The following is a 25,258-nucleotide window of genomic DNA, read 5'->3' on the forward strand; positions in this document are numbered from 1 at the left end:
ATACCGGATAATGCCGGGTGGCGGCTTCGCCTTACCCGGCCTACAAAATCCACAATATCAGTGCTTTACATCATAACCGTAGGCCCGGTAAGCGCAGCGCCACCGGGCATCCGGGGTACGGCGCTAACGTTTACAACGCAATACGGATCACGTCATCCGGCTGGGTCGCTTCTTTCTCACGGGTAGATTCCTGTTTCACGGTCACGTACAGCGTCTGGCCATCGGCGGACAACGCCAGGCTATTCGGGAAGGTCGGCGTGTCGAAGGTCTTCACCACTTTATAACTTTTCGCATCCACGACGCTGACTTTCCCCGCCTTACGGTGGGTCACGTATGCTTCATCACGCACCGGGTTAAACAACACCGCCAGCGATTCTGGTGCGTCGATTTTTTCAATCACCTTACCATCACGGCTATCCACCACCAGCACCTGCGGCTGTTTTGAATCGGTAATAAACGCGCGATGTCCTTTTACATCCAGACTGATGTTGAGGAACATATGATCCTTGCCATCATCCAGCAGCTTTTTACGCGACAGGATCTTATTGCTGGCGGTATCAATGGTAATCAACTCGCCGTCCGCGTTGGTGACATAAAGGCGTTTCGCCCCGGTATCCAGCGCCAGACCCGTGCCCATTGCGCCGGTATTGGTAATGGTGGTTTTCAGCTTCAGCGTTTTTCCATCCACCACCCACACGACGCTCTCTTTACCCAGCCCGGTGATGTAAACGGTATTGGTGGTTTCATCAACAGTCAGCTCACGCGGCTGAAGCGGGCGCACGGTTTCAGAGCGTTTACGCGCATCCAGCACCAGCCGGCCTTTTACCTCGCCGGTTTTGGCATCGACCGCCGTGACCGCGCCATTGGTGGTATTGCCAAACCATAGCGTGCCGGTTTGATTGTCGATCGCTGCGCCAAACGGTTTGAGATCGTTATGAATTGACTGCGTGATTTCAAGCGTGGTCGGATCGAGACGGTAGATCACGCCGCCTTTATCCGTTTTGCGGCTTTGTGACGTGGCAACCCATAGCGCATTTTCCTGCGGGCTGAGGGCCATTTCATACGCACCCTTGCCGACCGCCTTGCGCAACATCTCATCGGCAGCGTGTACAGTAAACGACCCCGCCAGCAGCAGAGAGGCAAACAGAATGGAATGGCGCAGACGCGGCGCGGACAGTTGACGTAAAGACATAACGACTCCCTTTGATAAGCAATGTTAGTACTACTTCACAGGCTTCCACGGGCAAACTCATCGTTCCGCCCTTATTTTAGATGCGAATAATAATCATTATTTTGTTGAATGTGGAGTGTTAATTTTTACCTTTCCGGCAAAAACTGATTTACTTCCTATACTTGCATTTAACGTAACGTGCCGTTTTGATTTTCAATTATTTACAAAAGCTTTAACATAACGGCGTTTGTTCACTTATGTTCGCCTGTAAGAGTCTCTTTAATGAAAATCCCGATCGCCCGTCAGACCGCATTTCCGGTACTGTTATTACCTGTTATGGCCCTCCCCACCCTGTCCGTCGCCGCAGACGATCAGACCCTGATTGTTACCGCCGCTCCCCACGCCGTGTCCGAACTGGACACCCCTGCCGCCGTGAGCGTGGTCAATGGCGAGGAGATGCGCCACGCCGCGCCGCGGGTGAACCTTTCCGAATCGCTGGGGGCAGTACCGGGGTTGCAGGTGCAGAACCGGCAGAACTACGCGCAGGATCTGCAATTATCGATACGCGGTTTTGGTTCGCGCTCCACTTATGGCGTGCGCGGCCTGCGGCTGTATGTGGACGGTATTCCCGCCACCATGCCGGACGGTCAGGGGCAAACGTCCAATATTGATATCAACAGCGTAGAGAGTGTGGATGTCCTTCGCGGTCCCTTCTCGGCGTTGTACGGCAACTCCTCCGGCGGCGTGATGAATGTCACCACCCAAACCGGCGAACAGCCCACCACCATTGAAGCCAGCAGCTATTACGGCAGTTTCGGTAGCTGGCGCTACGGCCTGAAAGCGACCGGGGCGACCGGCGATGGCACCCAGGCAGGCGATGTGGATTACACCGTCTCCACCAGCCGTTTTGCCACCCACGGCTATCGCGATCACAGCGGGGCGCGTAAAAATCTCGCCAATGCCAAACTGGGCGTGCGTATTGATGAGGTGAGTAAGCTAACTCTGCTGCTGAACAGCGTCGATATTAAGGCTAACGATCCTGGCGGTCTGAGCAGCGCGGAATGGCATGATAATCCGCGCCAGTCGCCGCGCGGCGATCAGTACAATACCCGTAAGGATACGAAACAAACCCAGGCCGGATTACGCTATGAGCGCCAGCTTAGCGCCGATGACGATCTCAGCGTCATGATGTATGCGGGCGAGCGTGAAACCACACAGTATCAGTCCATTCCGCGCGCCCCGCAGCTCAATCCGAACCATGCCGGGGGCGTCATCAGCCTCAACCGCAACTATCAGGGCATCGATACCCGCTGGACCCATCGCGGCGAATGGCTGGTTCCTGTGACCTTCACCACCGGCCTTGATTACGAAAACATGAGTGAGAACCGCAAAGGTTATGAGAACTTTGTGATGGTCAACGGCGCGCCGGAGTATGGACAGAAAGGCGCGTTGCGCCGTGATGAACGTAACCTGATGTGGAACCTCGACCCTTACCTGCAAAGCACCTGGCAGTTGACCGAGAAATTGTCGCTGGACGCGGGTGTGCGTTATAGCTCCGTGTGGTTTGACTCCAACGATCACTACATTACCGCCGCCAACGGCGATGACAGCGGCGATGCCAGTTACCATAAATGGCTACCGGCAGGATCGCTTAAATATGCCGTCACTGACGCGTGGAATGTGTACCTCTCCGCCGGACGCGGTTTTGAAACGCCGACCATCAACGAGCTCTCTTACCGTTCCGATAATCAAAGCGGGCTGAATTTCAACCTCAAGCCCTCTACCAATGACACCGTGGAGATCGGCAGTAAAACCCGCGTCGGCAATGGCCTGATTACCGCCGCGCTATTCCAGACCGATACCGACGATGAGATCGTGGCGGATGCCAGCAGCGGCGGACGCACCAGTTACAAAAACGCGGGCAAAACTCGCCGTCAGGGGGCTGAACTCTCCCTCGATCAACAGTTTGCCGAAAACTGGCGTGCTAAAGCCTCGTGGACCTGGCTTGATGCCACTTATCGAACCAATGCCTGCGGCGCGAACGACTGTAACGGCAACCGTATTCCGGGCATCGCGCGGAATATGGGCTTTGCCTCGCTGGGATATGAGCCGGAAACGGGCTGGTATGCCGGAAGTGATATTCGCTATATGAGCGACATTATGGCGGATGATGAGAATACGGCGAAAGCGCCGTCATGGACGGTAGTGGGCCTGAACACCGGCTATAAATTTAATTACGGTCACTGGATGATGGATATTTTTGGCCGGGTGGATAATTTATTCGATCGCGAATATGTCGGATCGGTGATCGTGAATGAATCCAACGGTCGCTACTACGAACCGGCCCCGGGCCGCAATTACGGCGTCGGCTTATCCGTTGCCTGGCAGTTCTGATCGGTTATTTCGCCCGGCGACCTGCGCCGCCGGGCGTTTGCTCAGAATGTTGTCCAGTTTCCTTCCGCTAATCCCCCAGCCGCTAATACCGGCTGACGTGCCGAGCGCTGAACGCGAACGCTGTCATCCAGACGGAATGCGGCAACCAGCTCTTCCAGCACCCTGGCCTGCTCTTCCAGCGATCCCGCCGCCAGCGACGAGGCACTCACCAGCGAGGCATTTTGCTGCGTGGTGCTATCCAGTTCCGATACCGCGCGGGCGATCTGCTCGATGCCCCGGCTCTGCTCTTCCGAGGCCGAGGAGATCTCACCCATAATATCGTTCACCCGGGTCACGGAATGCACCACCTGCTCCATCGTTTGCCCGGCTTTGACCACCAGATGACTGCCGGTATCTATGCGCGACACTGACTCAGCGATAAGATGTTCGATATCTTTTGCCGCCTGCGAACTGCGTTGTGAAAGGCTGCGCACTTCGCTGGCGACCACCGCAAATCCGCGCCCCTGCTCGCCAGCGCGTGCCGCTTCCACCGCCGCGTTGAGCGCCAGTATATTGGTCTGAAACGCGATGCTGTTGATCACCGCAGTAATATCGGCGATTTTGCGCGAGCTGGTATTAATATCACCCATCGTCGCCACCATATCGCGCATCACGTTGCCGCCCTGACTGGCAGTCTGCGAGGCTTCCGCCGCCAGTTTGCTGGCGTGACGGGCGTTATCGGCGTTGTTTTTTACCGTGGCGGTAAGCTGCTCCATACTGGCGGCGGTCTGCACTACCGCGGCGGCTTGCTGCTCGGTACGCGATGAGAGATCGGTATTACCATCGGCAATTTCCGAGGCGGCGCTGGTGACGCGAGTGACGCTGTGGCGTACTTCACCAATCATTGAACGCAGTTTGCTGTTCATCACGCCCATCGCGGAGGTGAGTTTACCGAACTCATCCTGACTGCGGGCCTGAATATTGGCGCTTAAATCGCCGCTGGCAATGCGCTCTGCAAGGTGGAGATTCTCGCGAACCGGGCGGGTGATTTGTCGCGTTACCCACCACGAGACCGCAATCCCCAGCAGAATAGCAATCAGCCCCACCAGCGCGGTGATGGTCGCTGAGGTATTGGCAAGGCTGTCGTTATGCGCTTTCACCAGTGCGATAATTTCTTTAATTGAGGCGCTGGAACGGTCGCCCGCCGTTTTAACGTTATCTTCTGTGGCTTTAAGATCCTGCACAGCCTGGTAATAGTACAAACTGTTGTCGCGGTAGCTGGTGCTCTCTTCCCACAGCGACTGAAGCTGTGTTTGCGCCGCCTCAGGCAGTTGCGGCTTCAGGCTCTCAAGCGCGCTTTGCGTCGCCGCAGACTGTTTTTCCAGCGCGTCACGCGCCTCCTGACTGGCGCTAAAACGTAGCGCCAGCGCCCGGTCGCGCAGGTTGCCTAGCGCAAACAACACATCATAAAGTTGATAGCTAAGCGCAGTATCCTCAAGCGGCGTACGAATAAGCGCGGCATAACGAGGCTGAAGATCTTCCGTGCCCGCCTGATCCAGCGCGCCCCTCAGGGCCAACAGATTGGCCGTTGATTTCTGCATTGCCGCAACGCTGGTTTTAAACGCGTCAAGATGACCGCCCATCGTGTCGATGACAGCTTTTTCTGCGGGTGTCCACTCAAGCTGTTGCGCCGTGGCGGTAAGTTGTAGTGCATGATCGACGTAATCCGCCATCACCTGACCTGATTTTTCATCGCTGCTGTAGAAGTATTTCAGACGGTTAATTTTGGCCTGAAACACTTCAATATTAATGTTGTAAATCAGATTGGTTTTTTCATAGACATCGCGTATTTCGCGAAAGCGCAGCACGCTTAGCGTGGTAGCGATAGCTACCAGCAAGAGCACCACGCCAAACCCCATGGCGAGTTTTTTACTGATCGTGATATTGCGTAATCGTTGGCGAAAACCGGACATCCCGTGCTCCCTGGATAACAAGTGACAAATCGATAGCGTGTCTTGTTATCGGCAGGGAAAGGGGTTAATTCAGCCTCACAGAGGCAAAAACACCATCATGGCCGTAGAACGGGAGCCGGATCACACTACGCCGTGCAACGTTGCACGGCGTAAGCGTCGCTTAGCTTTCGGCAGAAACCTGAATCACGACTTTGCCGAAGTTTTTGCCCTCCAGCATACCAATAAAGGTCTGCGGCGCATTCTCCAGCCCTTCGGTGATCTCTTCACGGTAGTGGATTTTTTCCGCTTTCACCCATTCGCCCATTTGCTGCTGGAATTCATCGATACGGTGAGCGTAATCCTGGGCGATGATAAAACCCTGCACCCGCATCCGTTTTTTGAGGATCGTGCCCATCAGCAATGACAGCCGATCCGGCCCTTCCGGCAGATCGGTGGCGTTATAACCGCTTACCAGACCGCAGACCGGCACGCGAGCGGAGGTGTTGAACAGCGGCAGCACCGCATCAAAAACCTTGCCGCCGACGTTTTCATAATAAATATCAATACCATCAGGACAGGCGGCGGCGAGCTGGTCGGCGAAGTCTTCCGCACGGTGATCGAGACATTCATCAAAACCGAGTACCTCTTTGGCATGACGACATTTTTCACTACCGCCCGCCACGCCAATCACCCGACAGCCCTTCAGCTTGCCGATCTGCCCTACCGTCGCGCCCACCGGCCCGGTCGCGGCGGCCACCACCAGCGTTTCACCCTCTTTCGGACGACCGATATCCAGCAGCCCCATATAAGCGGTGAAGCCCGGCATTCCCAGCACACCCAGCGCCCAGGAGCGCTGCGGGATACTGTCGTCAAGTTTGACCAACCCTTCCCCTTCGGAAATCTCATATTTCTGCCAGCCGCTGTAGCCGAGCACCCAGTCCCCTTCTGAAAAATCAGGATGGCTGGATTGTTCAACCCGGCTGACGGTGGCCCCCACCATCACCGCGCCAATCTCCACCGGCGGAGAATAGGAGGGCTGATCGCTCATGCGCCCGCGCATATAGGGATCGAGTGAAAGGTAAACGGTGCGCAGCAGCAGTTGCCCTTCTCCAGGCGTGGGAACCTGATCTTCTTCAAGGCGAAAGTTTTCGGCGACCGGCGCGCCGTGCGGGCGCGAGGCGAGGACCCAGCGGCGGTTACGTTGCGGTTGTTGACTCATAGATCGCTCCTTCTGGTTAAATGCATCCCTTGATACTAGACCGTGAACGGGAGCATCGCTTTACTTTACGCGGCAGAAGGGTTTAAGCGCACCACCAGATAAATGCAGGGTACTGATGATTCATTGATAAACCGACAGTCGTTAGGCGGCCCCAGTTCAAGGCAGTCTCCCGCACGCATGTCGTGGCGGGTATCGCCTTCAACAAACACCAGTTCCCCCTGCTGTAGCCAGATTAACTGACGCGCCAGCGCATAAGATGAGGCGGGCATCGGGACGTCGCTCCCGGCGGGCAGTTCGATTTGCACCAGATCGATGGGGAGATCGCTGCGGGGAGAAACATGGCGGCGCAAATAGCCGGTTTGTGGATCGTGCCACACCGGCTGATTCTCCAGCCGTAACAGCTTGCCTTCCTGCATCTCTGCCCTGGCGATGAGCGTTGACATACTAATGCCAAACGCGCCGGACAACCGCCCGAGTAACGTCGCCGTGGGGCTACTCTCCCCGCGCTCGATTTTGTGGATCATCGCCCGCGACACGCCCGCCCGCTCGGCCAGATCGCTGAGCGACCAGCTACGCGATTCGCGCTCGATACGAATGCGGATGCTGATGCGCTGATTAATCGTGTCTTCGGGGGTATTCATGGCGCTCCACGGTTCAATATAAAAAAGAATGACAACCCTGCGTACAGTATTGTAATAATATCGTACTACTATAGTGTACAACAGTTGAGGTACAAAATGTCTCTTCGTTACGCCTGTCAGGATGACTGCGCGGCCATTGCTGAAATTTATAACCACGCGGTGCTGCACACCGCCGCCATCTGGAATGATAAAACGGTAGAGGTGGATAACCGTATCGCCTGGTTCGAGGCGCGCAAGCTGGCGGGCTACCCGGTGCTGGTGAGTGAAGAAGATGGCGTGGTTACCGGCTATGCCTCATTTGGCGACTGGCGCGCGTTTGATGGATTCCGCCATACCGTCGAACATTCGGTGTATGTCCATCCCGATCATCAGGGCAAAGGGCTGGGCCGCGAGCTGTTGGCACAGCTAATCGTTGAGGCGCAACGTATCGGCAAACACGTGATGGTGGCGGGTATTGAATCGCAAAATCAGGCATCGCTGCACCTGCACAGCAAACTCGGCTTCGTCACTACCGGGCAGATGCCGCAGGTCGGCACCAAATTTGGCCGCTGGCTGGATCTGACGTTTATGCAACTTCAGCTGGACCAGCGCAGCGATCCGGACGGCGTCGCATGAACCAGACGCTGACCCTCACCTTTCTGGTGGCAGCGGGCATCGGGCTGGTGGTGCAAAACACGCTGATGGTGCGGATCACCCAGTCCTCGTCCACGGTACTGATCGCCATGCTGCTTAACTCGCTGGTCGGCATCGTGCTGTTTGTCAGTATTCTGCTGATCAAACACGGCTTCGCCGGCTTCAGTGAACTGGCGGCGAACGTGCGCTGGTGGACGCTCATCCCCGGCCTGCTGGGTTCGTTTTTTGTTTTTGCCAGCATCAGCGGCTATCAGTACGTCGGCGCGGCCACCACTATCGCCGTGCTGGTCGCCAGTCAGTTAATTGGCGGGCTGGTACTGGATGTCATCAGAAGTCACGGCGTGACGTGGCGGGAGCTGGCGGGTCCGGTTTGTGGTGCGGTACTGCTGGTGATTGGCGTCTGGCTGGTGGCCAGACGCTCATTTTGATAATCGATTGATTTATTGGGGAATTACTTTCTTCCCCAAAGCCTCCCCAAAATTAGACGGCAACCACCCGCCAGCCGTTATCCTGCTGAAGTTTTTCCGCCAGGCTCCTGCGATACGTTCTGACCAGCGTTGCGGTTTCCGTTTCAATACGCAGCAGCAGCGTAAAACTCCCCGGATGATAGGCTGTCTCGATACGGGCTGCCTGCGTCTGCATTGCCGTCAGCCGGTCGCCATCCCATCCGTACCAGGTCGTCTCCGGCTGGCGCGGCATGTCGCCGTATTCCTCATAAAGCGTATTTGTCGCCCGGCGCTTACAATGCCATACCATCCGGCACACCCTCCTGCCCGTTGCATCATAGATATACCGGCTCTCTGTAATGTCCCGGTTGCTGATCCAGCATTTATGCCAGCATTTGCATAATGATCTTTGTAGCAGGTATTTATAACTCGGCATTTTTCACTTCAATTGAGTATATTATTTCCTGTAATTTCAGACCCCCATTATTTATGGTATAAAACTCAAATATAACTCTTTCACTTTTTCCAGAAGAATATGAAAAATGACATAGGACACGATATTCCATTCTCTTTATATTTATACCCATCACTGTAGCAGTGATAGAAAGAATATCTAAAGAATTTAATTTTCCCTCATGCTTTCTTTTCAATTTGGTTTTTTCTAACACATTGAAAATTTCTTTCTCATTCATAATTTTTACAAATGAATAGTCAATCAAAGAACCATCATTGTACTCTTGCTCAAATCGCAATATTAACTCTTTAATTTTCTTTCTATCTGAAAAAATCGTAAATATATTATATAATATTGTAAAAAAACCGGCTATAGATATCATTTTAAAAGTTTTTTCAATGAAACCACTGTTATAATAAACACCCTTTCCATTTAAATAATTCAATATCCCAACTATTATGACTATAACGATAGAAACAAATAATACGGATATAATGTATGAAATTACAAAAAACTTCACATTAACAATGTTACGTTTTCTAAAAAAAATAAAATCAATTATTTTCATCATTTTTATTCAAAGCCTTCCCTATATTATCGCCCGTACCTTCAGATACTAACCCCGTAGCAAAATCACCAAAACCATTTGATAAAAAAGGTATTTTACCTAAAGCGCCACTCACTATCGTTCCGATTCCAGCGCCTAAAACACCTCCGCCACTCCCGCTATTCAAACAGCTGACTCTTCCCGCAATTAATGAATACAGCACACCAAAACTTTTCCTGAAATTGTCTTTTCTTTTAATAACCCAGATTTATTTTTTATGTTTCTCACTCTCCTTTGCTTTTCGCATTGCCCACTCGCCTATGCCAAATATTACGCCAAAAAACAACCCTTTTTTAAGGAAGAACATCAACTCACCGCGAAAATCAAAATAAAAAATACTGCTATTTAACATATGAAAAATTGAAATACCCAACAGTGCCAAATAAAGAGCAAGAGTAAAAGCAATGCAGCATTTCAAGATTGAACCCAGCAGAAATATATATGAATTGCTTTTTAGATTCATTTAACACCTTCTAATTATCAAGTGTTTCATTAGTTTTACTCGTTGTAGCTTCAGTTACGACAGCCCTAACTCCCGTGGCAATATTACTACCAACCGTAGCTCCTAATGCTTTAGTTGTTCCAAAACCAGTTATTGTTCTCAATGACGTTACAACAGCACCTTCCGTTGTTGGAGCAGAGCCTTTAGTCATATTACTGATTGAATACCCGGCGACATTTATACCTATTGTGGATAACAGACCACGGCCTTCGGTTAGAATCTCTGCATTCGTTGCCACAGATATATATCACTAAAAATAAAATCTCCGCCATTCCACATTTGATTTAAAGCATTTCCGTTTCAATGCGCAGCAGCGGCGTAAAACTCTCCTGATGATAAACTGTCTGGATACGGGCTGCCTGCGTCTGCGTTGTCGTCAGCCGGTCGCCATCCCATCCGTACCAAGTCGTCTCCGGATGGCGCGATAATTTTATCCGCGTCTCATTCCAGTAGACTGACTCACGTTTCCACACCCGTTTACCCATCTAGCGGTCGTAAATATACCGCCCTTACTCCAGCGTCTCACCTCATTCTGGTAACCCGCCGCTTAAATTCATCCTCAATCCAACTCTTTCGGCATTTTATTATTAATGTATTTACTTCATCACTATATGGTCGCCCAACTGAAACAATAGTAAAACTAATAACACCATCAGTTTCCTCTAAATGATTTTCTACGATATAATCTCCAGGCATCATTCCTGGTGGAGATGATTCAAAATATAGAACATCAGAAAAAACAATATAACCATTTTTAATATTATCAGATTCATCCCAATCTTTTTTGTTATAACCTGATTGGAAGAGAAATGACATAGCACTTATTTTTATCCTCACCTCACATTTCCAGCTATCTATTTCAACCCCAAGGATCGATCTGTCGCCAAGATAAACTTCATTGATCATATGCTACCTCCTTCAAATCAGGTTTGTATAACCACAAAGAGTATCTGCATTGTTCTGATCTATATTATACTCTATTTCTTTGCTCATAGCACAAAAACACTGTCCAATGCTTCCTTTTTTACAGCTACCAAAAGTAGACATATGAATAAATGGTGAAAAAAATGACAATATACCTATTGCTTTTACATTATAAAAATGCGCAGCTTTACTAGCTGCATCTACAATGTCTCCATTAATATCTAATGAGTACCCTTGACCAGTATTATGAGGGCCTCTCCCTTTTAAATGTGCATGACCATGAGGAGTTTTATTACCAGAATGTCCCTGAAAATCCAATCTATAAATATTAGAATCATTGTCATAAACAGTATTAATACTTAATTGAGGTTCTCTTTTGGGTGGATATCCAATCACTTTGCCTCCTGTAGGAATTGCCATTGTATTTCCTCTAGAGTCAACTGCAAAGCTTTCAACTATTCCTTTAGTTATAGGATCAATAACATAACTCTGGCTTGCGACTATCTGTTTGGGGATGGTAGCAATATTTTTTCAAGCCCCAACGGATCTATATTTAAAATCAGATCTGAGGGATATTGATAAAGCTTCCCTCCTCCCTCCAGACCAATCGGGTCCTGCATGATATACATCCCTTGTACCGGTCCGTGGTACCAGTTCCTATTGCAATACAATTTCAATCTTCACTATACAGTTACCATGACAGATGACTAATCAATTTATGGCAAATCGGACTTGATGCATTTCATTATTCCTTCATACACTTAACTGATTTATTAATATAATTAATCGTATCATCAATCCTCCATTGCATATTATTTTCATCACTACATATGTGTTTGATATTTAAATCAGAGAATCTGGGTGAGTTCGTTTTTTTTATATACATTACTTCTTTAATACAATCATCTTCAAGTTGCTTCACATTTAATTTTTTTAAAAAAGGTTTTATACGCCCACCTTTTTCTAATAGATAACATGTATATAACTCAGAAAGGCCAGCATCTATTTTATATTGCATTATCCTTGACAATGAATTAAGAGACGCTCGATCATTATTTACTGCTATATAGGCTAATCCAAGTTCAGCATCTGAATCTTTGCACGCAAAAGAACTATGCCCACAAGCTTCTCTACCTTCCTTTGTGCTTGCAGATATTCTCTCCCACAATATAGTGTTTTCAGCCATTTTTAACTCACGCAATCTCAATTCCGCCAGAGTCGCAGTAGAAAAAAACAATAAAAACAGAAAAAATAAAAAAATAATCTCATATTCATTAATCCGTTACAGTTAATGTACTATCAGGTTCAGCGGCCAATATCTCATTTAATTTTTCCATATCCACCGAGGAGCCAGTAATACAGCCCTCAGAACAAAATCTTGGACCTAATGATGGCCCAAATGCATTCAAACAACTATGTGTTAAGAAACCACTTCGACCATAGGTCTCTGTATCATTAGAGGGAATCAGTCTGGTTCCATTAGGCTTAGTATTACTGGCACCTGGTCCATTGACATTCCACGTCCATAATCCTTGAGGGATTGGCCCCCTATTAGCTAAATGTTTACAATCGGGGTTGTTTTTACATTGCATGTTATTACCATTGTTCCCAGATGCAACGGGTATATTCAACACATCATGGATATTATTAGCATTTGGTATATCTGAAACACATGAAAGCATACCTATCGTTATACTGTACATACAAGTCGCTAAACCTAAGGGGTCTATCTCTGCAATCGGATTTAGCGGATAACTATATAAATTTAACCCACCTCTCAGCCCTATCGGATCCTGCGTGATATACCTCTTCTGTGACGGATCATAGTAACGGTACCGATTATAGTACAGCCCGGTTTCCTTATCATACTGCTGCCCCGGCAACCGGATAAGCTGTTGCAGATTTTTCGGGTTATCCTCCAGCAGTTGATTGCCCCATTCATCATATTCCGCGCGCCATACCGCTTCGCCCCTGCTGTTTATCAGCGCCAGCGGTAATCCCCTGTGGTCACAGTGATTCAGCTCCCCCTCCAGCCCGTTAAGTTGCGCCACCAGCTCCGCCGGGAAGGTTATCCCCGTATCCTGCTGAAGTTTTTCCGCCAGGCTCCTGCGATGCATTTTTGCCAACGCTGCGGTTTCCGTTTCAATGCGCAGCAGCGGCGTAAAACTCCCCGGATGGTAGACTGTCTGGATACGGGCTGCCTGCGTCTGCGTTGTCGTCAGCCGTTCGCCTATCCATCCGTACCACGTCTTATACAATTTTGTGCAGTTTCAATAACTCTATTATATCTGATCTGTCATTAATCTTAGCAATATCAAGTGGTGTATCTCCGAAATCATTTTTTACTTTTACCCTACAACCAAGAGTGACAAGTATTTTTATTATCTCATTATTCCCTTGTCCAACCGCTTCGTGTAACGGAGTATTCCCATGCTCTCCGATAGCATTTATATTTGCACCACCATTAATTAATGCCATTACTTCATCAATATCCCCCCGGACACATGCAATATGCATAGGGGTATTACCAAAAATGCCGGATTGATTTACAAAAATAAGATCAATCCCACTAAACTCTGGCAAGCCTTCTTCATGATAGCGTTTTAATATATCAGCAGCACTCAAGGTTTTCATGATTTAGCCCTCTATTGACAATTTTCTTTGATAAAATTTTCCAGTTTATTAATGCTAGTTTCCAATTGAACAATGCTTTCCTCATGTTTACCTGGGCGCCACTTTTCATCCCACGCTTTTCTCATATCTCGGCAATCCTTATTCCTGTTTAATTTCCACTTGGCTTCACTACAAATATCGAGGCCAGAGGGCGTTGACTGATTGCAACGATCTTTATATCTTCTGTATTCTTCCTGTCTTTGTTTCGCCTCAATCTTATTGGCTTTATTACTGGCGGCTAACATTACCCCCAAAAATTCAGGATACTGCATGGCAACATAAAATGTTCTTTGAGACGCAGTCTCATCCCACCATTTTGTTAAATCCAGTGCCGCCTGCTGTCTGTATTTTCCCATAGGGTCTGCGATAAACCAAGATGAACCAGGCTGTTCTATAGAGTCTTCACCGCAAAGGCCCAACGGATCTATATCAGTGGTTGGACTCAATGGGTACTGATATAAATTCCATCCTCCCCGCAGCCCTATCGGATCCTGCGTGATATACCTCTTCTGTGACGGATCATAGTAACGATAACGATTATAATACAGCCCCGTTTCCTTATCATACTGCTGCCCCGGCAGCCGGATAAGCTGTTGCAGATTTTCCGGGTTATCCTCCAGCAGTTGATTGCCCCATTCATCATATTCCGCGCGCCATACCGCTTCGCCCCTGCTGTTTATCAGCGCCAGCGGTAATCCCCGGTGGTCACAGTGATAAAGATGAATTTTACGCTCCGGCGTGAACTCCGGCTCCACCAGGCCCGCCAGTTGCTCCTGAGTCAGTCCGCACTGCGCCAGCCACTGCTGGTTCTGTTCGCTGACCTTCCCGCGTTTCAGCTCCCCCTCCAGCCCGTTCAGTTGCGCCACCAGCTGTGCCGGGAAGGTTATCCCGTATCCTGCTGAAGTCTTTCCGCCAGGCTCCTGCGATGCATTTTGCCAGCGCTGCGGTTTCCGTTTCAATACGCAGCAGAGGCGTAAAACTCCCCGGTTGATAGACTGTCTGGATACGGGCTGCCTGCGTCTGCGTTGTCGTCAGCCGGTCGCCATCCCATCCGTACCAGGTCGTCTCCGGCTGGCGCGGCATGTCGCCGTATTCCTCGTAAAGCGTATTTGTCGCCCGGCGCTTACACTGCCATACCATCCGGCACACCCGTCTTCCCGTTGCATCATAGATATACCGGCTCTCTGTAATGTCCCGGTTGCTGAATCCGTGGGTGAGGCGGTAATGCACCAGACGGTGCTGGCTGTCATAACGGTAATGGTGTGTTTTCTCATTCCCGCTGCGTATTGCCCCTACCGGAATATTGGTGCGCTTCTCCGTCAGGCTCCCGGACTCATCGTAGCGGTACAGGTACTGTAAATCTTCCGTGATACGGTTATCCGGGAAGCGTTCCGCCAGCCCGCGTGCTTCCCGCAGCGCTTTTTCCTCCACCCGGTTGCCTGCTGCATCCGTTTCATACGGTATTTCCACACGGACATCACCCTCCGTCAGGATAATATCTGTCAGCCTGCCGCTCCCGCTGTAGCCATATTCCCGCGTCCGGTGCATCCCGCTGATGCGTCCCAGCCGTCCGGCAGCGTCCCAGCCATAGTCGAGGTTAAACTGCGGAAGGGACGTGTACTGGCTCTGAAGCTGGCCTGCTGCCGTGAATGTGGTGGTCTGTTCGTAAGTCCCTGCCCCTGAACCAAACCGCCGCAGCGTCTCGCGGTGCAGACGGTCCCGCGTGAACTCAACCAGCGGTGTGTCACCCAGCTTCATACCCACCAGATAACCGCTGCCGTAGGTAAGCCACTCCACCGGAGGGAGGTTAACCGGATTGCCTGATGTTTTCCCGCCCGGACATACCGAGCAGGCCACGCCGGTCGGTGCGCCTATCAGCACCCCCGCCGACCCCTGCACAATATCTGCGCCCTTAATCCTGGTGCTCTCCCGCATGCTCAAAGCGGCCCGCCCAGCCGGGGCGTTTAAAGGTGTAGTCCTTGCCGGTGACGGATGAGGGGCGTATCTGCGCGCTGTGCCGGAACTGGCTGATACAGAGTGTGCTGACTTCAGTACGGGTGTTCGGGTTCCACGGGATGTCAAAGGCCTCCGGCAGGAAACGGACCGTGTCACACAGCACCAGGCTCTGGTCGTCGCTCTGCTGCGCGTGCTCCTCGTAGAAGAATATCCCCTCCTCCGCCGCCATCCGCGCCAGAAAGTCGTAGTCCGTTTCCCCGTACTGCACGCAGAACTCCCGCGGCGGATGCGGTTCAATGAACAGCGGACTCCACTCCGTCACCCCGTTCTCCTGCAACATCGTCCCCAGAATGCTTTTTATGTCCTCGTTCTGGAATATCCGCGAGTTCTGTCTCAGCGCCGCCCGCCACAGCGGCGGGCGCACCCTCATGCTGTACAGCATCTGGTTGCCGTCGTATTCCCCCTGCTCAAACCACGTCACCACGCCCTTCACCCGGCGCTGTATCTCCGTGCCCTGCCAGATTTTCAGGTGCGCCGTCTTTTCCAGCACCTGAGAGAATTCGATATTAAGGAGCTGCTGGCTGACCAGCGAGATGTCGAGGGTGAACAGCGAGGAAAGGGACTGGTCCAGGTGAAAGGACACCACCGCCAGTGCGTCCTGCGGCAGCCCGTCCACCTCCAGTGTGAAACGTAATCCTGTTGACATAACTTCCTCCCTGAATAAAAAGGCATCTCTTCCAACATCTCTTGATACTATTTAGAGTACTTACTTTCCTGCAAGTAACAGGAAATTTTTCTCTTTGCTCGGGTCTTATTAAAAGGCTTATCCAGGTCTTTTTCTGTGACAACAATCAATAAGTTTTCTTTAGGCGTTTATTTAGTTTAAAAGTGCAATCAAACCTCAATTAAGCAATAACAATAAATTTATAGTATTTAACAAACAATACACACAATCAATATTTTTAGTCATAACTTATTGATAATGCAAGAAATTTAAAATCGCAGAGAGTAAAATAACGTTTGCAAAAAACAGTACTATGTATTCATTTCATGAATATAAAACATTCGAACGAACGTGATAAAACAGAGTGGAAATGTGCCATTCCCAAATATATACATTACGGGAATGACACATAATTTCTGCTATTGCTGTTCTGAACCCACTACAAAATCGTGCCGCCCTTAGTCAAATGCTCGCGGCGCGCTTCCCGGTCTTCCTTATGCTGATGCCCGTGATGGGCGATGGCATTACGTAAGCGTTGCTGCTGGGTATAGCGCTCTTCGCGCGCCAGCACCGCATCGTCGCTGAGTTCTACCAGTAGCTCATTCATATGGGTGATCACATCTTCCGCAAGCGCGGCGTCAACGCGGGCGCGAACCTCATCCAGGTGCGACATACACTCTCCTTCGTATTAGTTCAGTTTAGCTTTCGAGAAATCACTGCCCATCAGGCTAACACTATATCCGGTCACGTTGCTGCGGGTGGCATAGAATGTTTTGCCGTTGGCCAGCGCGATCCACGGAGCCTGTTGATAATAAATCTCCTGTGCCTGAGCGTAGAGTTTTGCCCGCTCTTCCGGGACGCTGGTCAGACGCGCTTTTTGCACGAGATCGTTATAACCTTTATCGCACCAGCGCGCGGCGTTGGAGCCGGTTTTGATGCTGTTACAGCCCAGCAACACATCGGCGAAGTTATCCGGATCGCCGTTATCGGACATCCAGCCGAACAGCGCGGTATCGTGCTCACCCTTACGCATCCCGGAGAGATATTCCCCCCACTCATAGGAGACGATTTTGGCTTTTACGCCGACTTTCGCCCAGTCGCTCTGGATCATCTCGGCGATGCGGCGCGAGTTCGGGTTATAGGGACGCTGAACCGGCATTGACCACAGGGTCGCTTCGAAGCCCTTCTCCAGCCCGGCCTGTTTCAGCAGATCTTTGGCCTTTTGCACGTCATAGCCGTAATCTTTCAGGTCTTTATTGAAGCCCATCATATTTGGCGGGATCGGCGATTTTGCTACCGTACCGGACCCCATAAAGACGGCATTGATAATCGCTTCTTTATCGGTGGCGTAGTTCAGCGCCTGACGCACCAGTACATTATCAAACGGTTTTTTCCCGGTATTAAACGCCAGATAACCCACGTTCAGGGCATCGACGGAGTGCAGCGTCAGATCTTTGTTCTTTTTGATAGCATCAAACTGAACCGGCGACGGCGCAGGGATAATCTGGCACTCGTTGGTTTGCAGCTTCGCCAGACGCGTTTCGACGTTAGGGGTGATCGAGAAGATCAGGTGTTTGGTTGGTACCTCACCGTCCCAGTAATTCGGATTGGCGATGTAGCGGATCAGCGAATCGACTTTGTATTGTTGCAGCGCATAAGGTCCGGTGCCGACAGGCCAGGTATCGACGTTTTCCGGCGTGCCTTTTTTCAGCATCGCGTCGGCGTATTCCGCAGAGAGGATCGACGCGAAATCCATCCCCCAGTCGGCCAGGAAGGCAGCGTTAGGTTCGCTGAGAGTGAACTGTACGTGATAATCGTCGATTTTCTTCACGTCGGTAATCAGCTTATCCAGCCCGACATCGTTGAAGTATTCGTAATTGCCCTGCGACACATTATGGTAAGGATGCTTAGGGTCTTTCTGACGCATCACGGAGAAAATGACATCATCCGCGTTAAAATCGCGCGTCGGCTTGAAGAATTTATTACTGTTGAATTTGACGCCCTGACGCAGAGTGAAGGTATAAGTCTTGCCGTCGGGAGAGATGGTCCATTCCGTTGCCAGTGACGGAATGGGGGTATTTTTTTCGCGATCGAAATTAATCAGGCGGTTATATAACACCTGCGAGCTGGCGACGAACGTCGGGCCGGAGCTGGCAATCTGCGGGTTGAAGGATTCCGGAGACGCTTCGGAACAGTAGATCAGCGTATCGTTATTCGCCGCCCAGGCGGCACTTGCCGGTAATAAGGTGCTCAACGTCAGCGCGAGCAGGGTTTTTCCCATCGACATGGTTATAAGCCTTTCGGTTTTATTATATGGAGCTTAATAACAGCATAGCGATCTGCAACTGGCAAATAACAAATCACTATCAGGTTATGCTTAAGCAACGTTTTTCGCTGGAATAATAAGCATCGGACGCGATGAAATCGTGCGGTGGGTGGACCTGACGCCTTCCCCGCCGTCAATGCCGCGAGAATTACCCAGTTTTTGCCTCTCTTCCACCGTTTATCTACGGATGCTTTGCGTAAAGTAGAGCGGTGAAAAAGTCAGTGAGATGAAAACGTGGCAAAAACTCTTTTACGCAGCGGTGACTTAGACGATTTTCAGGCGGTGGGTGGCGGTGGCCAGGCCGTTTTTGATTCGGCGCTGCAAATTCGCGAGACGCTGCGCCTGCGTAAACAGCTGGCGATGGTGGACTGTCTGGCGATCCCGCAGGTCAATGACGATGGCGACCGCGTGAACTGGTACTCACCGGTCGAAGGCCAGCCTGTTGCCTGGCAGGCTGCGGACGCGGAAACCCGCTCCCGCGCCCTGCGCTACCTTGAAACGACGCTGGATGCTGCGACGGCGCTCAGCCGCAAATGCCTGCAATCGGGTAAAACCGCCCAGCAGCTCTTCGGCTCCCTGCTGGAAAAAGCGCTCCAGTTTCCGGGGGAAAATCATCTTTTCCTGGTAGATGGCAAACCGGTGATCACGTTCTGGGGATTCGTCAATCTTAACGAAAACGCCCGCGACGATGTGCTCGACTGCCTGCGCCAGCCCGCGACTATCGAACCCACTCTGCTCTCGCTGCCTGTTGAAGAAGAAGATGAAGAAGACGCGCCAGTCATGGTGACGATTACGCAGGCGGACGAACCTTTATTGCCGCCGCCTGTGCCCGCAGAACCGCGACCTGCCATTGTGCTGCCTGCCGCGAAGCCAGAAATCATTCCGTCGCCCGCACGCGTCAAGCCGCGCCGCCGCGTCCCGCTGTGGATAGCGACCCTGGTTGCGGTGTTGATTGCGGTTGCCGCCGCGCCGTTGCTGATGTCCCGCCCTGCGCCGCAGAGTGCAGCGCCGGTCGCGCAATCCGGCACACCGTTGCCGGAAATCATGGCTGCCCTGCCGCTTCATCAGGCTGAGGTGGTTAAACCCGCGCAGCCGGAAGTGGTTGCCAGCAAGCCGGTCGTCATTGCGGCCATTCCGAAAGAAGCACTGGTCATGGACGCCAGCCAGGTCAGGGCCGGTATGACCCGTTTCCTGAACGGTAACTGGCAGGTACAGATCGCCATTCAGGACCCGGTGACCGGTAAAGCCCCCGGTTTACGCTTTCAGATCCAGAATAATAAAGGGACGGCGCGACTGACCCACGGTAAAAATATTGTCTGCCGTGCGGAGATCTTTTCCGGTCTGCATCAAAGCGGCGAGCTGATGATCAAAAGCCGCAACAACGCCCGCTGTAACGATGGCTCCCGCTACCCGATGCCGGAGATCACCTGTAAAGCGGGTAGCAATGATGTGGCCGAATGCGTTGCGCGCTACGATGCTGCGCACGCCGTTCCCGTGACGTTTCGAAAAATAGGTGCCTGATCCCATGCTGGTAAATCTCTGCGATTACAAACAGAGCGTCACGTTAATAGCCAACAGTGGCGTGCAGTTTCTTGATTTTGGTCTGACGCCGCTGGATGCGCCACATAGCGGCCGCTTTGTGCGTAAAACCGCCAATGGTCCGCTACTGCGTCTGGGTTACGATCTGGCGAGCGGACGCTATACGCTTGCCGGACGCGACGGCATGCAGCCCGAGGTGGTAAAACCCGAAAGCACCCTGCCGCTGACCCACTCTCTTGCCCTGCTGGATGGCGTCTGGCTGCCGCTGCCTTTTTTGCGGTTTAATCCGCCGCGCACGTTTGTTGAAGGGCCGGATAACTGGGGTCGGATGCAGATCCGCAAACTCCATGAGCCGGACAGCGCAGGCAATACCCACCGCCTTACGCTGGCGCTGGACACGCAGATTAGCGATCGCTCCCCTGCGGCCCTCGCCCCGGTGGAAAACGATCTCCTTAACGGCACCCGTTTTGCGCTGGCGTGGCAGGATGACGAACTGGCCGATTTTCTTGACCAGACCTGGATCGACGGCTGGCTGCGCGAAGTCTTCACCCAGTACGTTACGCAACAGGAAAAACGCAGCGAGACCGAAATTGCTCAGGCGCTGAGAAGCTTTGAGTATCAGGGACACTGGCTCAATTTACTCGCCCTGCTGGGCGAGCAGCTCAACGTGCCGGAAGTCAGGCTGGTCACTGCCACCCTCAGTACGCCTGCGATCCCGGTCGATTTGATCCTCGACGTGGGGAACACCCATACCTGCGGTGTGATTATCGAAGATCATGGCGATGCGAACGATGGCCTGCGCCAGACGGCAGAACTACAGGTCCGTTCCCTGAGCGAGCCGCAGTTTTTTAACGATCCGTTATTTACCAGCCGCCTCGAGTTTTCCGAGGCGCGTTTTGGCAAGCAACATTTTTCGGTGCAGAGCGGTCGTGAAGATGCGTTTGTCTGGCCGTCGATTGTCCGCGTTGGCGACGAGGCGCGTAAACTGGCGATGCAGCGGCTCGGCACGGAAGGCAATAGCGGCATTTCCAGTCCACGCCGCTATCTGTGGGATGAATCCCCGGTACTTCAGGACTGGCGTTTCAGCCAGATGAATGCGAAAACGCATCGAGAACCGCTGGCCACCGCCTTCCCGTTGATGAACCTGATGAATGACGACGGTCAGCCGCTGTTTACCCTGCCGCAGGACGAGCGTCTGCCGGTCTTTTCGCCCCTCTACAGCCGCAGCACGCTGATGACGCATATGCTCTGCGAGCTACTGGCGCAGGCGCTGGGGCAAATCAACAGTATTGCCACGCGTCTACGTCTGGGCTTTCCGGCATCCCCCCGCCAGTTGCGCACGATCATTCTTACGCTGCCTTCTGCCATGCCTAAACAGGAGCGAGAAATTTTTCGCCGCCGGATGTTTGAAGCCATCGCGCTGGTGTGGAAAGCGATGGGCTGGCATCCGCAGGATGAGGATTTTGCCAGTCAGAAACAGCGTGATAAAAGTGTGATCCCGGTACCAGAGATCCAGATGGAGTGGGACGAGGCCAGCTGCGGGCAACTGGTGTGGCTGTATAACGAAGCGATGTCGCATTTTGGCGGGCAAACGGAAGCCTTTTTTGCCTCCCGCATTCGCCCCGACCGGGCAACGCAGGGGGATCGCACGCTAAGGGTAGCGTCGATTGATATTGGCGGTGGCACCACGGATATGGCGATCACTCATTATCAACTCGATGATGGCACGGGCAGCAACGTCAAGATCACCCCGCATTTACTGTTCCGCGAGGGCTTTAAAGTCGCGGGTGACGATGTGCTGCTGGATATCATTCAACGTTATATTCTCCCGGCGCTGCAAACCCAGCTGCAAAAGTCAGGAATTGCTGATGCCGCGGCGCTAATGGCGACGCTGTTTGGCGATTCCGGGCGCATCGACACTCAGGCGGTACTGCGTCAGCAAACCACTCTGCAACTGTTTATGCCCATCGGGCACGCGATCCTCTCCGCCTGGGAACAGAGCGATATCAACGATCCGCTGGCGGGATTGCACGCCACCTTTGGCGAACTGCTTGACCAGCCGCCGGGGCGCAATGTGATGAACTATCTCACCCAGGCCATTGAACATGCGCTGCCTGCGGGGGAAACGGCATTCGACATTCTGGCGGTCCCGCTGGCGGTCAATTTTGGCGAATTGCAGCGGGCGATGCTGGCAGGCGAATTTACCCTGGCCGCCCCACTGCACGCCGTCTGTGAAGCCATTTCACATTACGTTTGCGACGTGCTGTTAATTACCGGACGTCCGGGCTGTCTGCCCGGCGTACAGGCGCTGATCCGCCATCTTCAGCCGGTGCCGATAAACCGTATGGTCTGGCTGGACCAATACCGGGTCCATGAATGGTATCCGTTTAGCCAGCAGGGACGCATTGGTAACCCTAAATCCACGGCGGCAGTGGGCGCAATGCTGTGCAGCCTCGCGCTTGACCTGCGTCTGCCGCGTTTTAACTTTAAGGCCGCGGATATCGGCGCTTATTCCACGGTGCGCTATCTTGGCGTCCTGGATAATACCGTCAATACGCTGCGTGACGAAAAGGTCTGGTATCACGATATCGATCTGGATAAAGGCGGCAGCAAGCTTGACGCCCGCCTGCACTTCCCGCTGCGCGGCAACGTGACGCTGGGCTTTCGCCAGCTGGCCAATACCCGCTGGCCCGCCACGCCGCTCTATACCCTGAGCATTAACTCTCCTGAGCTGGCGAAAGCCATTGCGGGCGACGGGGTGCTGAATGTGCGCCTGCAATTAACTGGTGGCAGTAAAACCCAGGGGCCGGAAGCGTTTATTCTCAGCGATGCCTGGTTGCAGGACGGCACGCCGGTGGCGGCCGATGCGCTAACCCTCAAGCTGAACACCCTGGCCGACCGGCGTCATAGTGGCAGCCATTACTGGATCGACAGCGGGAGCATCTATTTAAAATGAATCAATTACAGTCAGTCAGTGAATGGATCGACGCCGCCCGCCAGCGCTCGGCGGCGCTCGATACTGACGCCGATGCGTTGCAGGCCGCCGTCGCCAGATTGGTCGCCCAGTCGCGAAAGTTGGCGCAGGCGCAAAGTGCGGGGGCAAGCGTGGCGCTGTACGGACATTCGCAGGCGGCAAAAGCGCACCTGCTTACGGCGCTGTGCGGTAACGACAGCGGACGCCTGACGGTCCGCCCCGGCGCGAAGGCGCTCGACTATTTTAGCCATATTAACCCCGGCCATCAGTTGACGCGGATGGCTCTGCGTTTCAGCCATCGCCACGCCACGCCGGATGAAGCGTTTCCGCTGCGCCTGGTGCTGATATCGGAATCCGAGCTGGTGCAGTTATTTATTGTCCATGCGCAGTCACAGGCAGATTTACGCGTGGTCGAGCGCTCGGTTATCGAGGCCCGACTTCATGCCTGGCGAGCGTTGCGTCAGACGCAGACGGTGCCAGGACTCGATGCCAGCGACGTGGCATCCATTGCCCGTTTCTGGCGTGGTGTGGTGCCATCTTCCCGGCAGCAGATCGATGATACTCTCTGGTCTCAGTTTGCCGACCTGCTGCCTTCGCTGGACCTCAGTACCCGTGCAAGCGCCTGGTCGTTACTGTGGGGCGAACAGCAGGAGCTGACCCAGCAGTGGCTGGCGCTGGCGCATGTTCTCCATCAGACTGGCAACGCCCGCGAGCTGGCTGCGCCGCTGAGTTTGCTGGTAGATCAGTTTGCGCTGCCAGCCGAGGGATTTTTAACCGCAGAAAGTGATGCAGAAGACGACGTGGTCGTTCATCCGTGGTCAGAAGACCCACAGCACAAAGCTATCAGCCTGCCGGGTTCCACCCTGGCCCTGCTGACCTGCGAACTGATCCTGCCGCTGGAAAGCGGCGCGCTGGCGCAGGTCGATATCATTGATATTCCTGCCCCCGCACCGCAGAACGCGCCACCGCTGTGGCTGAGCAAGTGTCGCTGGCTGCTGGATCGCTATCGTCAGCATCTTCAGCCGGACGTGCTGGTGATCTGCAATGCCATCGACGAACGCGCCCGGACGCCGGCGATGGCAAAAACGCTGCGTCAGTGGGTGGATGAAACGCAATCAGGGGAAGAAGCCTCCCTGCCAGGGCTGGTGTGGGCGATTACGCCCCAGGATGAGAGATTTACCCGCAAGCGCAACCTTGATGAGGGTATTCAGCAATTACTCGGTAAGCCCGGTCAGCGCTGGGGCACGCTTCAGGCACTGGATGCCAGCAGCGTTCAGCGTCTTGTGGAGTGGTTATCGCAGGCAACTTCGCCCGCGCTGCGGCATGCCCGACTTGAAGCGCTTAGCGCACGTTATCAGCAGCAGCTTCACGCGCTAATGCAGCCCTGGCGGGCGACGGCGGATGATACCGCCAACGCCAGCATCGCCGATATGATTAAAACGTTACAACGTCACGCATCCGTACAGGGGGAAATGCTGGCAGGACTGCTGCCGGATATAACCTTGTTTGAAGAGATCTGGCACGTGCAACTCCCCCGCGAAGAGAAGGTCAACGGCCTGTTTAATGAGGCTATCGATCTCTTCGCCCCGGATAACGTTGCGACCAGCGTGTACGATCGGGGAGAGAATATCGGCCAGCGGGCGCATGCGATATGGGTGAAACACCTGCGCCAGTGGAGTCGCCGAAACGAGAATGCGCAGCGACTGGCACTGACACCGGCTATCTTACAGCAGCTGACAGACTGCCTGATTACGACCAGCTACCGTCTGGATCTGCCAGGTCAGCTACAGGCTTCGATGCAAAATGATCGCGCCCCTGCGGCGCAATTACAGGCGGTGGTGGGCAATTTCATCACCTGGCTCGGCTATGCCGATGTGCCGCTGGCGCAGCGTCCGGCAAGCAGGATAGCCAAAGGCAGCGTGATTTTTGCTCCCACAGAGGCCATCGCCATGACCCGTCTTGATCGCCTGGCAGAGCAGCCCGTTCATGCCGCTACCCGTTACGTCTACGACTGGCTGGTGGCGCTGTATACCCGCGCCAGTGAAAATCAGCGCTACCAGAATCCGCTCGACGTCACGCCAGCGGACCGGGAGCGACTACTGGCACTGCTACCCTAATCGTTGCCCGGCCATTTGTGCCGGGCG

21 protein-coding genes and 5 pseudogenes are annotated in these 25,258 nt (G+C 52.8%); 6 read left to right on the plus strand and 20 right to left on the minus strand.

The window, feature by feature from the left end:
- Positions 1-130: 130 nt before the first annotated feature.
- Positions 131-1,192, minus strand: coding sequence for a YncE family protein (locus INT84_RS05940; protein ID WP_194206009.1), 1,062 nt, complete (start codon positions 1,190-1,192; stop codon positions 131-133).
- Between the two features lie 261 nt (positions 1,193-1,453).
- Between INT84_RS05940 and pqqU the strand changes: the two genes are divergently transcribed.
- Positions 1,454-3,565, plus strand: a complete 2,112-nt coding sequence (gene pqqU / locus INT84_RS05945) for a TonB-dependent receptor PqqU (RefSeq protein WP_194206010.1) — start codon at positions 1,454-1,456, stop codon at positions 3,563-3,565.
- Between the two features lie 41 nt (positions 3,566-3,606).
- Here pqqU and INT84_RS05950 read toward each other — a convergent pair whose 3' ends face one another.
- The 3 genes from INT84_RS05950 to INT84_RS05960 all read right to left on the minus strand — a co-directional run bounded on the left by INT84_RS05950 (position 3,607) and on the right by INT84_RS05960 (position 7,356).
- On the minus strand, positions 3,607-5,517 hold the full coding sequence (locus tag INT84_RS05950) for a methyl-accepting chemotaxis protein (protein ID WP_194206011.1): 1,911 nt from the start codon (positions 5,515-5,517) through the stop codon (positions 3,607-3,609).
- Positions 5,518-5,677: 160 nt separating this feature from the next.
- Positions 5,678-6,715: an NADP-dependent oxidoreductase gene (locus tag INT84_RS05955; RefSeq protein WP_194206012.1), complete on the minus strand. Its 1,038-nt coding sequence runs from the start codon at positions 6,713-6,715 to the stop codon at positions 5,678-5,680.
- 65 nt (positions 6,716-6,780) lie between these two features.
- Complete coding sequence (locus tag INT84_RS05960; RefSeq protein WP_194206013.1) at positions 6,781-7,356, minus strand: XRE family transcriptional regulator; 576 nt, start codon at positions 7,354-7,356, stop codon at positions 6,781-6,783.
- A 96-nt stretch (positions 7,357-7,452) separates the two neighbouring features.
- Between INT84_RS05960 and INT84_RS05965 the strand changes: the two genes are divergently transcribed.
- Both INT84_RS05965 and INT84_RS05970 read left to right on the plus strand, forming a co-directional pair.
- Positions 7,453-7,971, plus strand: a complete 519-nt coding sequence (locus tag INT84_RS05965; protein ID WP_194206014.1) for a GNAT family N-acetyltransferase — start codon at positions 7,453-7,455, stop codon at positions 7,969-7,971.
- Positions 7,968-8,417: a DMT family transporter gene (locus tag INT84_RS05970; RefSeq protein ID WP_194206015.1), complete on the plus strand. Its 450-nt coding sequence runs from the start codon at positions 7,968-7,970 to the stop codon at positions 8,415-8,417. The genes INT84_RS05965 and INT84_RS05970 overlap by 4 nt, the downstream gene beginning before the upstream one ends.
- A 52-nt stretch (positions 8,418-8,469) precedes the next feature.
- Here the strand turns inward: INT84_RS05970 and INT84_RS05975 are convergent, their stop codons facing one another.
- From INT84_RS05975 to INT84_RS06045, 16 genes and pseudogenes are all read right to left on the minus strand, one after another.
- Positions 8,470-8,745: a hypothetical protein gene (locus INT84_RS05975; RefSeq protein ID WP_194206016.1), complete on the minus strand. Its 276-nt coding sequence runs from the start codon at positions 8,743-8,745 to the stop codon at positions 8,470-8,472.
- A 112-nt stretch (positions 8,746-8,857) separates the two neighbouring features.
- The gene (locus tag INT84_RS05980; protein ID WP_194206017.1) at positions 8,858-9,460 is read right to left on the minus strand and encodes a hypothetical protein; all 603 of its coding nucleotides are present in this window, start codon (positions 9,458-9,460) and stop codon (positions 8,858-8,860) included.
- A complete protein-coding gene (locus tag INT84_RS05985) occupies positions 9,444-9,659 on the minus strand; it encodes a hypothetical protein (RefSeq protein ID WP_194206018.1) in 216 nt (71 codons plus the stop codon). The genes INT84_RS05980 and INT84_RS05985 overlap by 17 nt, the downstream gene beginning before the upstream one ends.
- A 45-nt stretch (positions 9,660-9,704) precedes the next feature.
- A complete protein-coding gene (locus tag INT84_RS05990; RefSeq protein WP_194206019.1) occupies positions 9,705-9,959 on the minus strand; it encodes a hypothetical protein in 255 nt (84 codons plus the stop codon).
- A 10-nt stretch (positions 9,960-9,969) separates the two neighbouring features.
- The gene (locus INT84_RS05995; protein WP_194206020.1) at positions 9,970-10,236 is read right to left on the minus strand and encodes a hypothetical protein; all 267 of its coding nucleotides are present in this window, start codon (positions 10,234-10,236) and stop codon (positions 9,970-9,972) included.
- Between the two features lie 55 nt (positions 10,237-10,291).
- Positions 10,292-10,483, minus strand: a pseudogene (locus tag INT84_RS06000) (hypothetical protein); the annotation flags it as partial.
- 37 nt (positions 10,484-10,520) lie between these two features.
- Complete coding sequence (locus INT84_RS06005) at positions 10,521-10,904, minus strand: DUF6258 family protein (protein WP_194206021.1); 384 nt, start codon at positions 10,902-10,904, stop codon at positions 10,521-10,523.
- A 12-nt stretch (positions 10,905-10,916) separates the two neighbouring features.
- Positions 10,917-11,342 (minus strand): hypothetical protein, encoded by a 426-nt coding sequence (locus INT84_RS06010; RefSeq protein ID WP_194206022.1) that lies wholly within the window; start codon positions 11,340-11,342, stop codon positions 10,917-10,919.
- A 113-nt stretch (positions 11,343-11,455) separates the two neighbouring features.
- Positions 11,456-11,593, minus strand: a pseudogene (locus INT84_RS24400) (hypothetical protein); the annotation flags it as partial.
- 74 nt (positions 11,594-11,667) lie between these two features.
- Positions 11,668-12,201 (minus strand): Imm57 family immunity protein, encoded by a 534-nt coding sequence (locus INT84_RS06015; RefSeq protein ID WP_370529638.1) that lies wholly within the window; start codon positions 12,199-12,201, stop codon positions 11,668-11,670.
- Positions 12,197-13,174 (minus strand): annotated as a pseudogene (locus INT84_RS24365) (RHS repeat-associated core domain-containing protein); the annotation flags it as partial. The gene INT84_RS06015 and the pseudogene INT84_RS24365, both read right to left, overlap by 5 nt.
- Positions 13,173-13,556 (minus strand): ankyrin repeat domain-containing protein, encoded by a 384-nt coding sequence (locus INT84_RS06025; protein WP_194206025.1) that lies wholly within the window; start codon positions 13,554-13,556, stop codon positions 13,173-13,175. The pseudogene INT84_RS24365 and the gene INT84_RS06025, both read right to left, overlap by 2 nt.
- Positions 13,557-13,567: 11 nt before the next feature.
- Positions 13,568-15,410 (minus strand): annotated as a pseudogene (locus INT84_RS06030) (RHS repeat-associated core domain-containing protein); the annotation flags it as partial.
- 100 nt (positions 15,411-15,510) lie between these two features.
- Positions 15,511-16,257, minus strand: a pseudogene (gene tssI / locus INT84_RS06035) (type VI secretion system tip protein TssI/VgrG); the annotation flags it as partial.
- 457 nt (positions 16,258-16,714) lie between these two features.
- Positions 16,715-16,948, minus strand: a complete 234-nt coding sequence (locus INT84_RS06040; protein WP_194206027.1) for a DUF2526 family protein — start codon at positions 16,946-16,948, stop codon at positions 16,715-16,717.
- A 15-nt stretch (positions 16,949-16,963) separates the two neighbouring features.
- Positions 16,964-18,562 carry an ABC transporter substrate-binding protein gene (locus tag INT84_RS06045; protein WP_194206028.1) on the minus strand — a complete coding sequence of 533 codons (1,599 nt, stop codon included), beginning with the start codon at positions 18,560-18,562 and terminating at the stop codon, positions 16,964-16,966.
- Positions 18,563-18,835: 273 nt separating this feature from the next.
- On the opposite strand from INT84_RS06045, the gene INT84_RS06050 reads away from it, so the two are divergent.
- From INT84_RS06050 to INT84_RS06060, 3 genes are read left to right on the plus strand one after another with little or no spacing between them, the layout of a single operon-like run.
- The gene (locus INT84_RS06050) at positions 18,836-20,122 is read left to right on the plus strand and encodes an SrfA family protein (RefSeq protein ID WP_194206029.1); all 1,287 of its coding nucleotides are present in this window, start codon (positions 18,836-18,838) and stop codon (positions 20,120-20,122) included.
- A 4-nt stretch (positions 20,123-20,126) separates the two neighbouring features.
- On the plus strand, positions 20,127-23,096 hold the full coding sequence (locus tag INT84_RS06055) for a virulence factor SrfB (RefSeq protein WP_194206030.1): 2,970 nt from the start codon (positions 20,127-20,129) through the stop codon (positions 23,094-23,096).
- Complete coding sequence (locus tag INT84_RS06060; RefSeq protein WP_194206031.1) at positions 23,093-25,231, plus strand: virulence factor SrfC family protein; 2,139 nt, start codon at positions 23,093-23,095, stop codon at positions 25,229-25,231. The genes INT84_RS06055 and INT84_RS06060 overlap by 4 nt, the downstream gene beginning before the upstream one ends.
- Positions 25,232-25,258: the final 27 nt, after the last annotated feature.

Origin of the sequence: Superficieibacter sp. 1612_C1 (genome assembly GCF_015234305.1) — a bacterium.
Classification (GTDB): domain Bacteria; phylum Pseudomonadota; class Gammaproteobacteria; order Enterobacterales; family Enterobacteriaceae; genus Superficieibacter.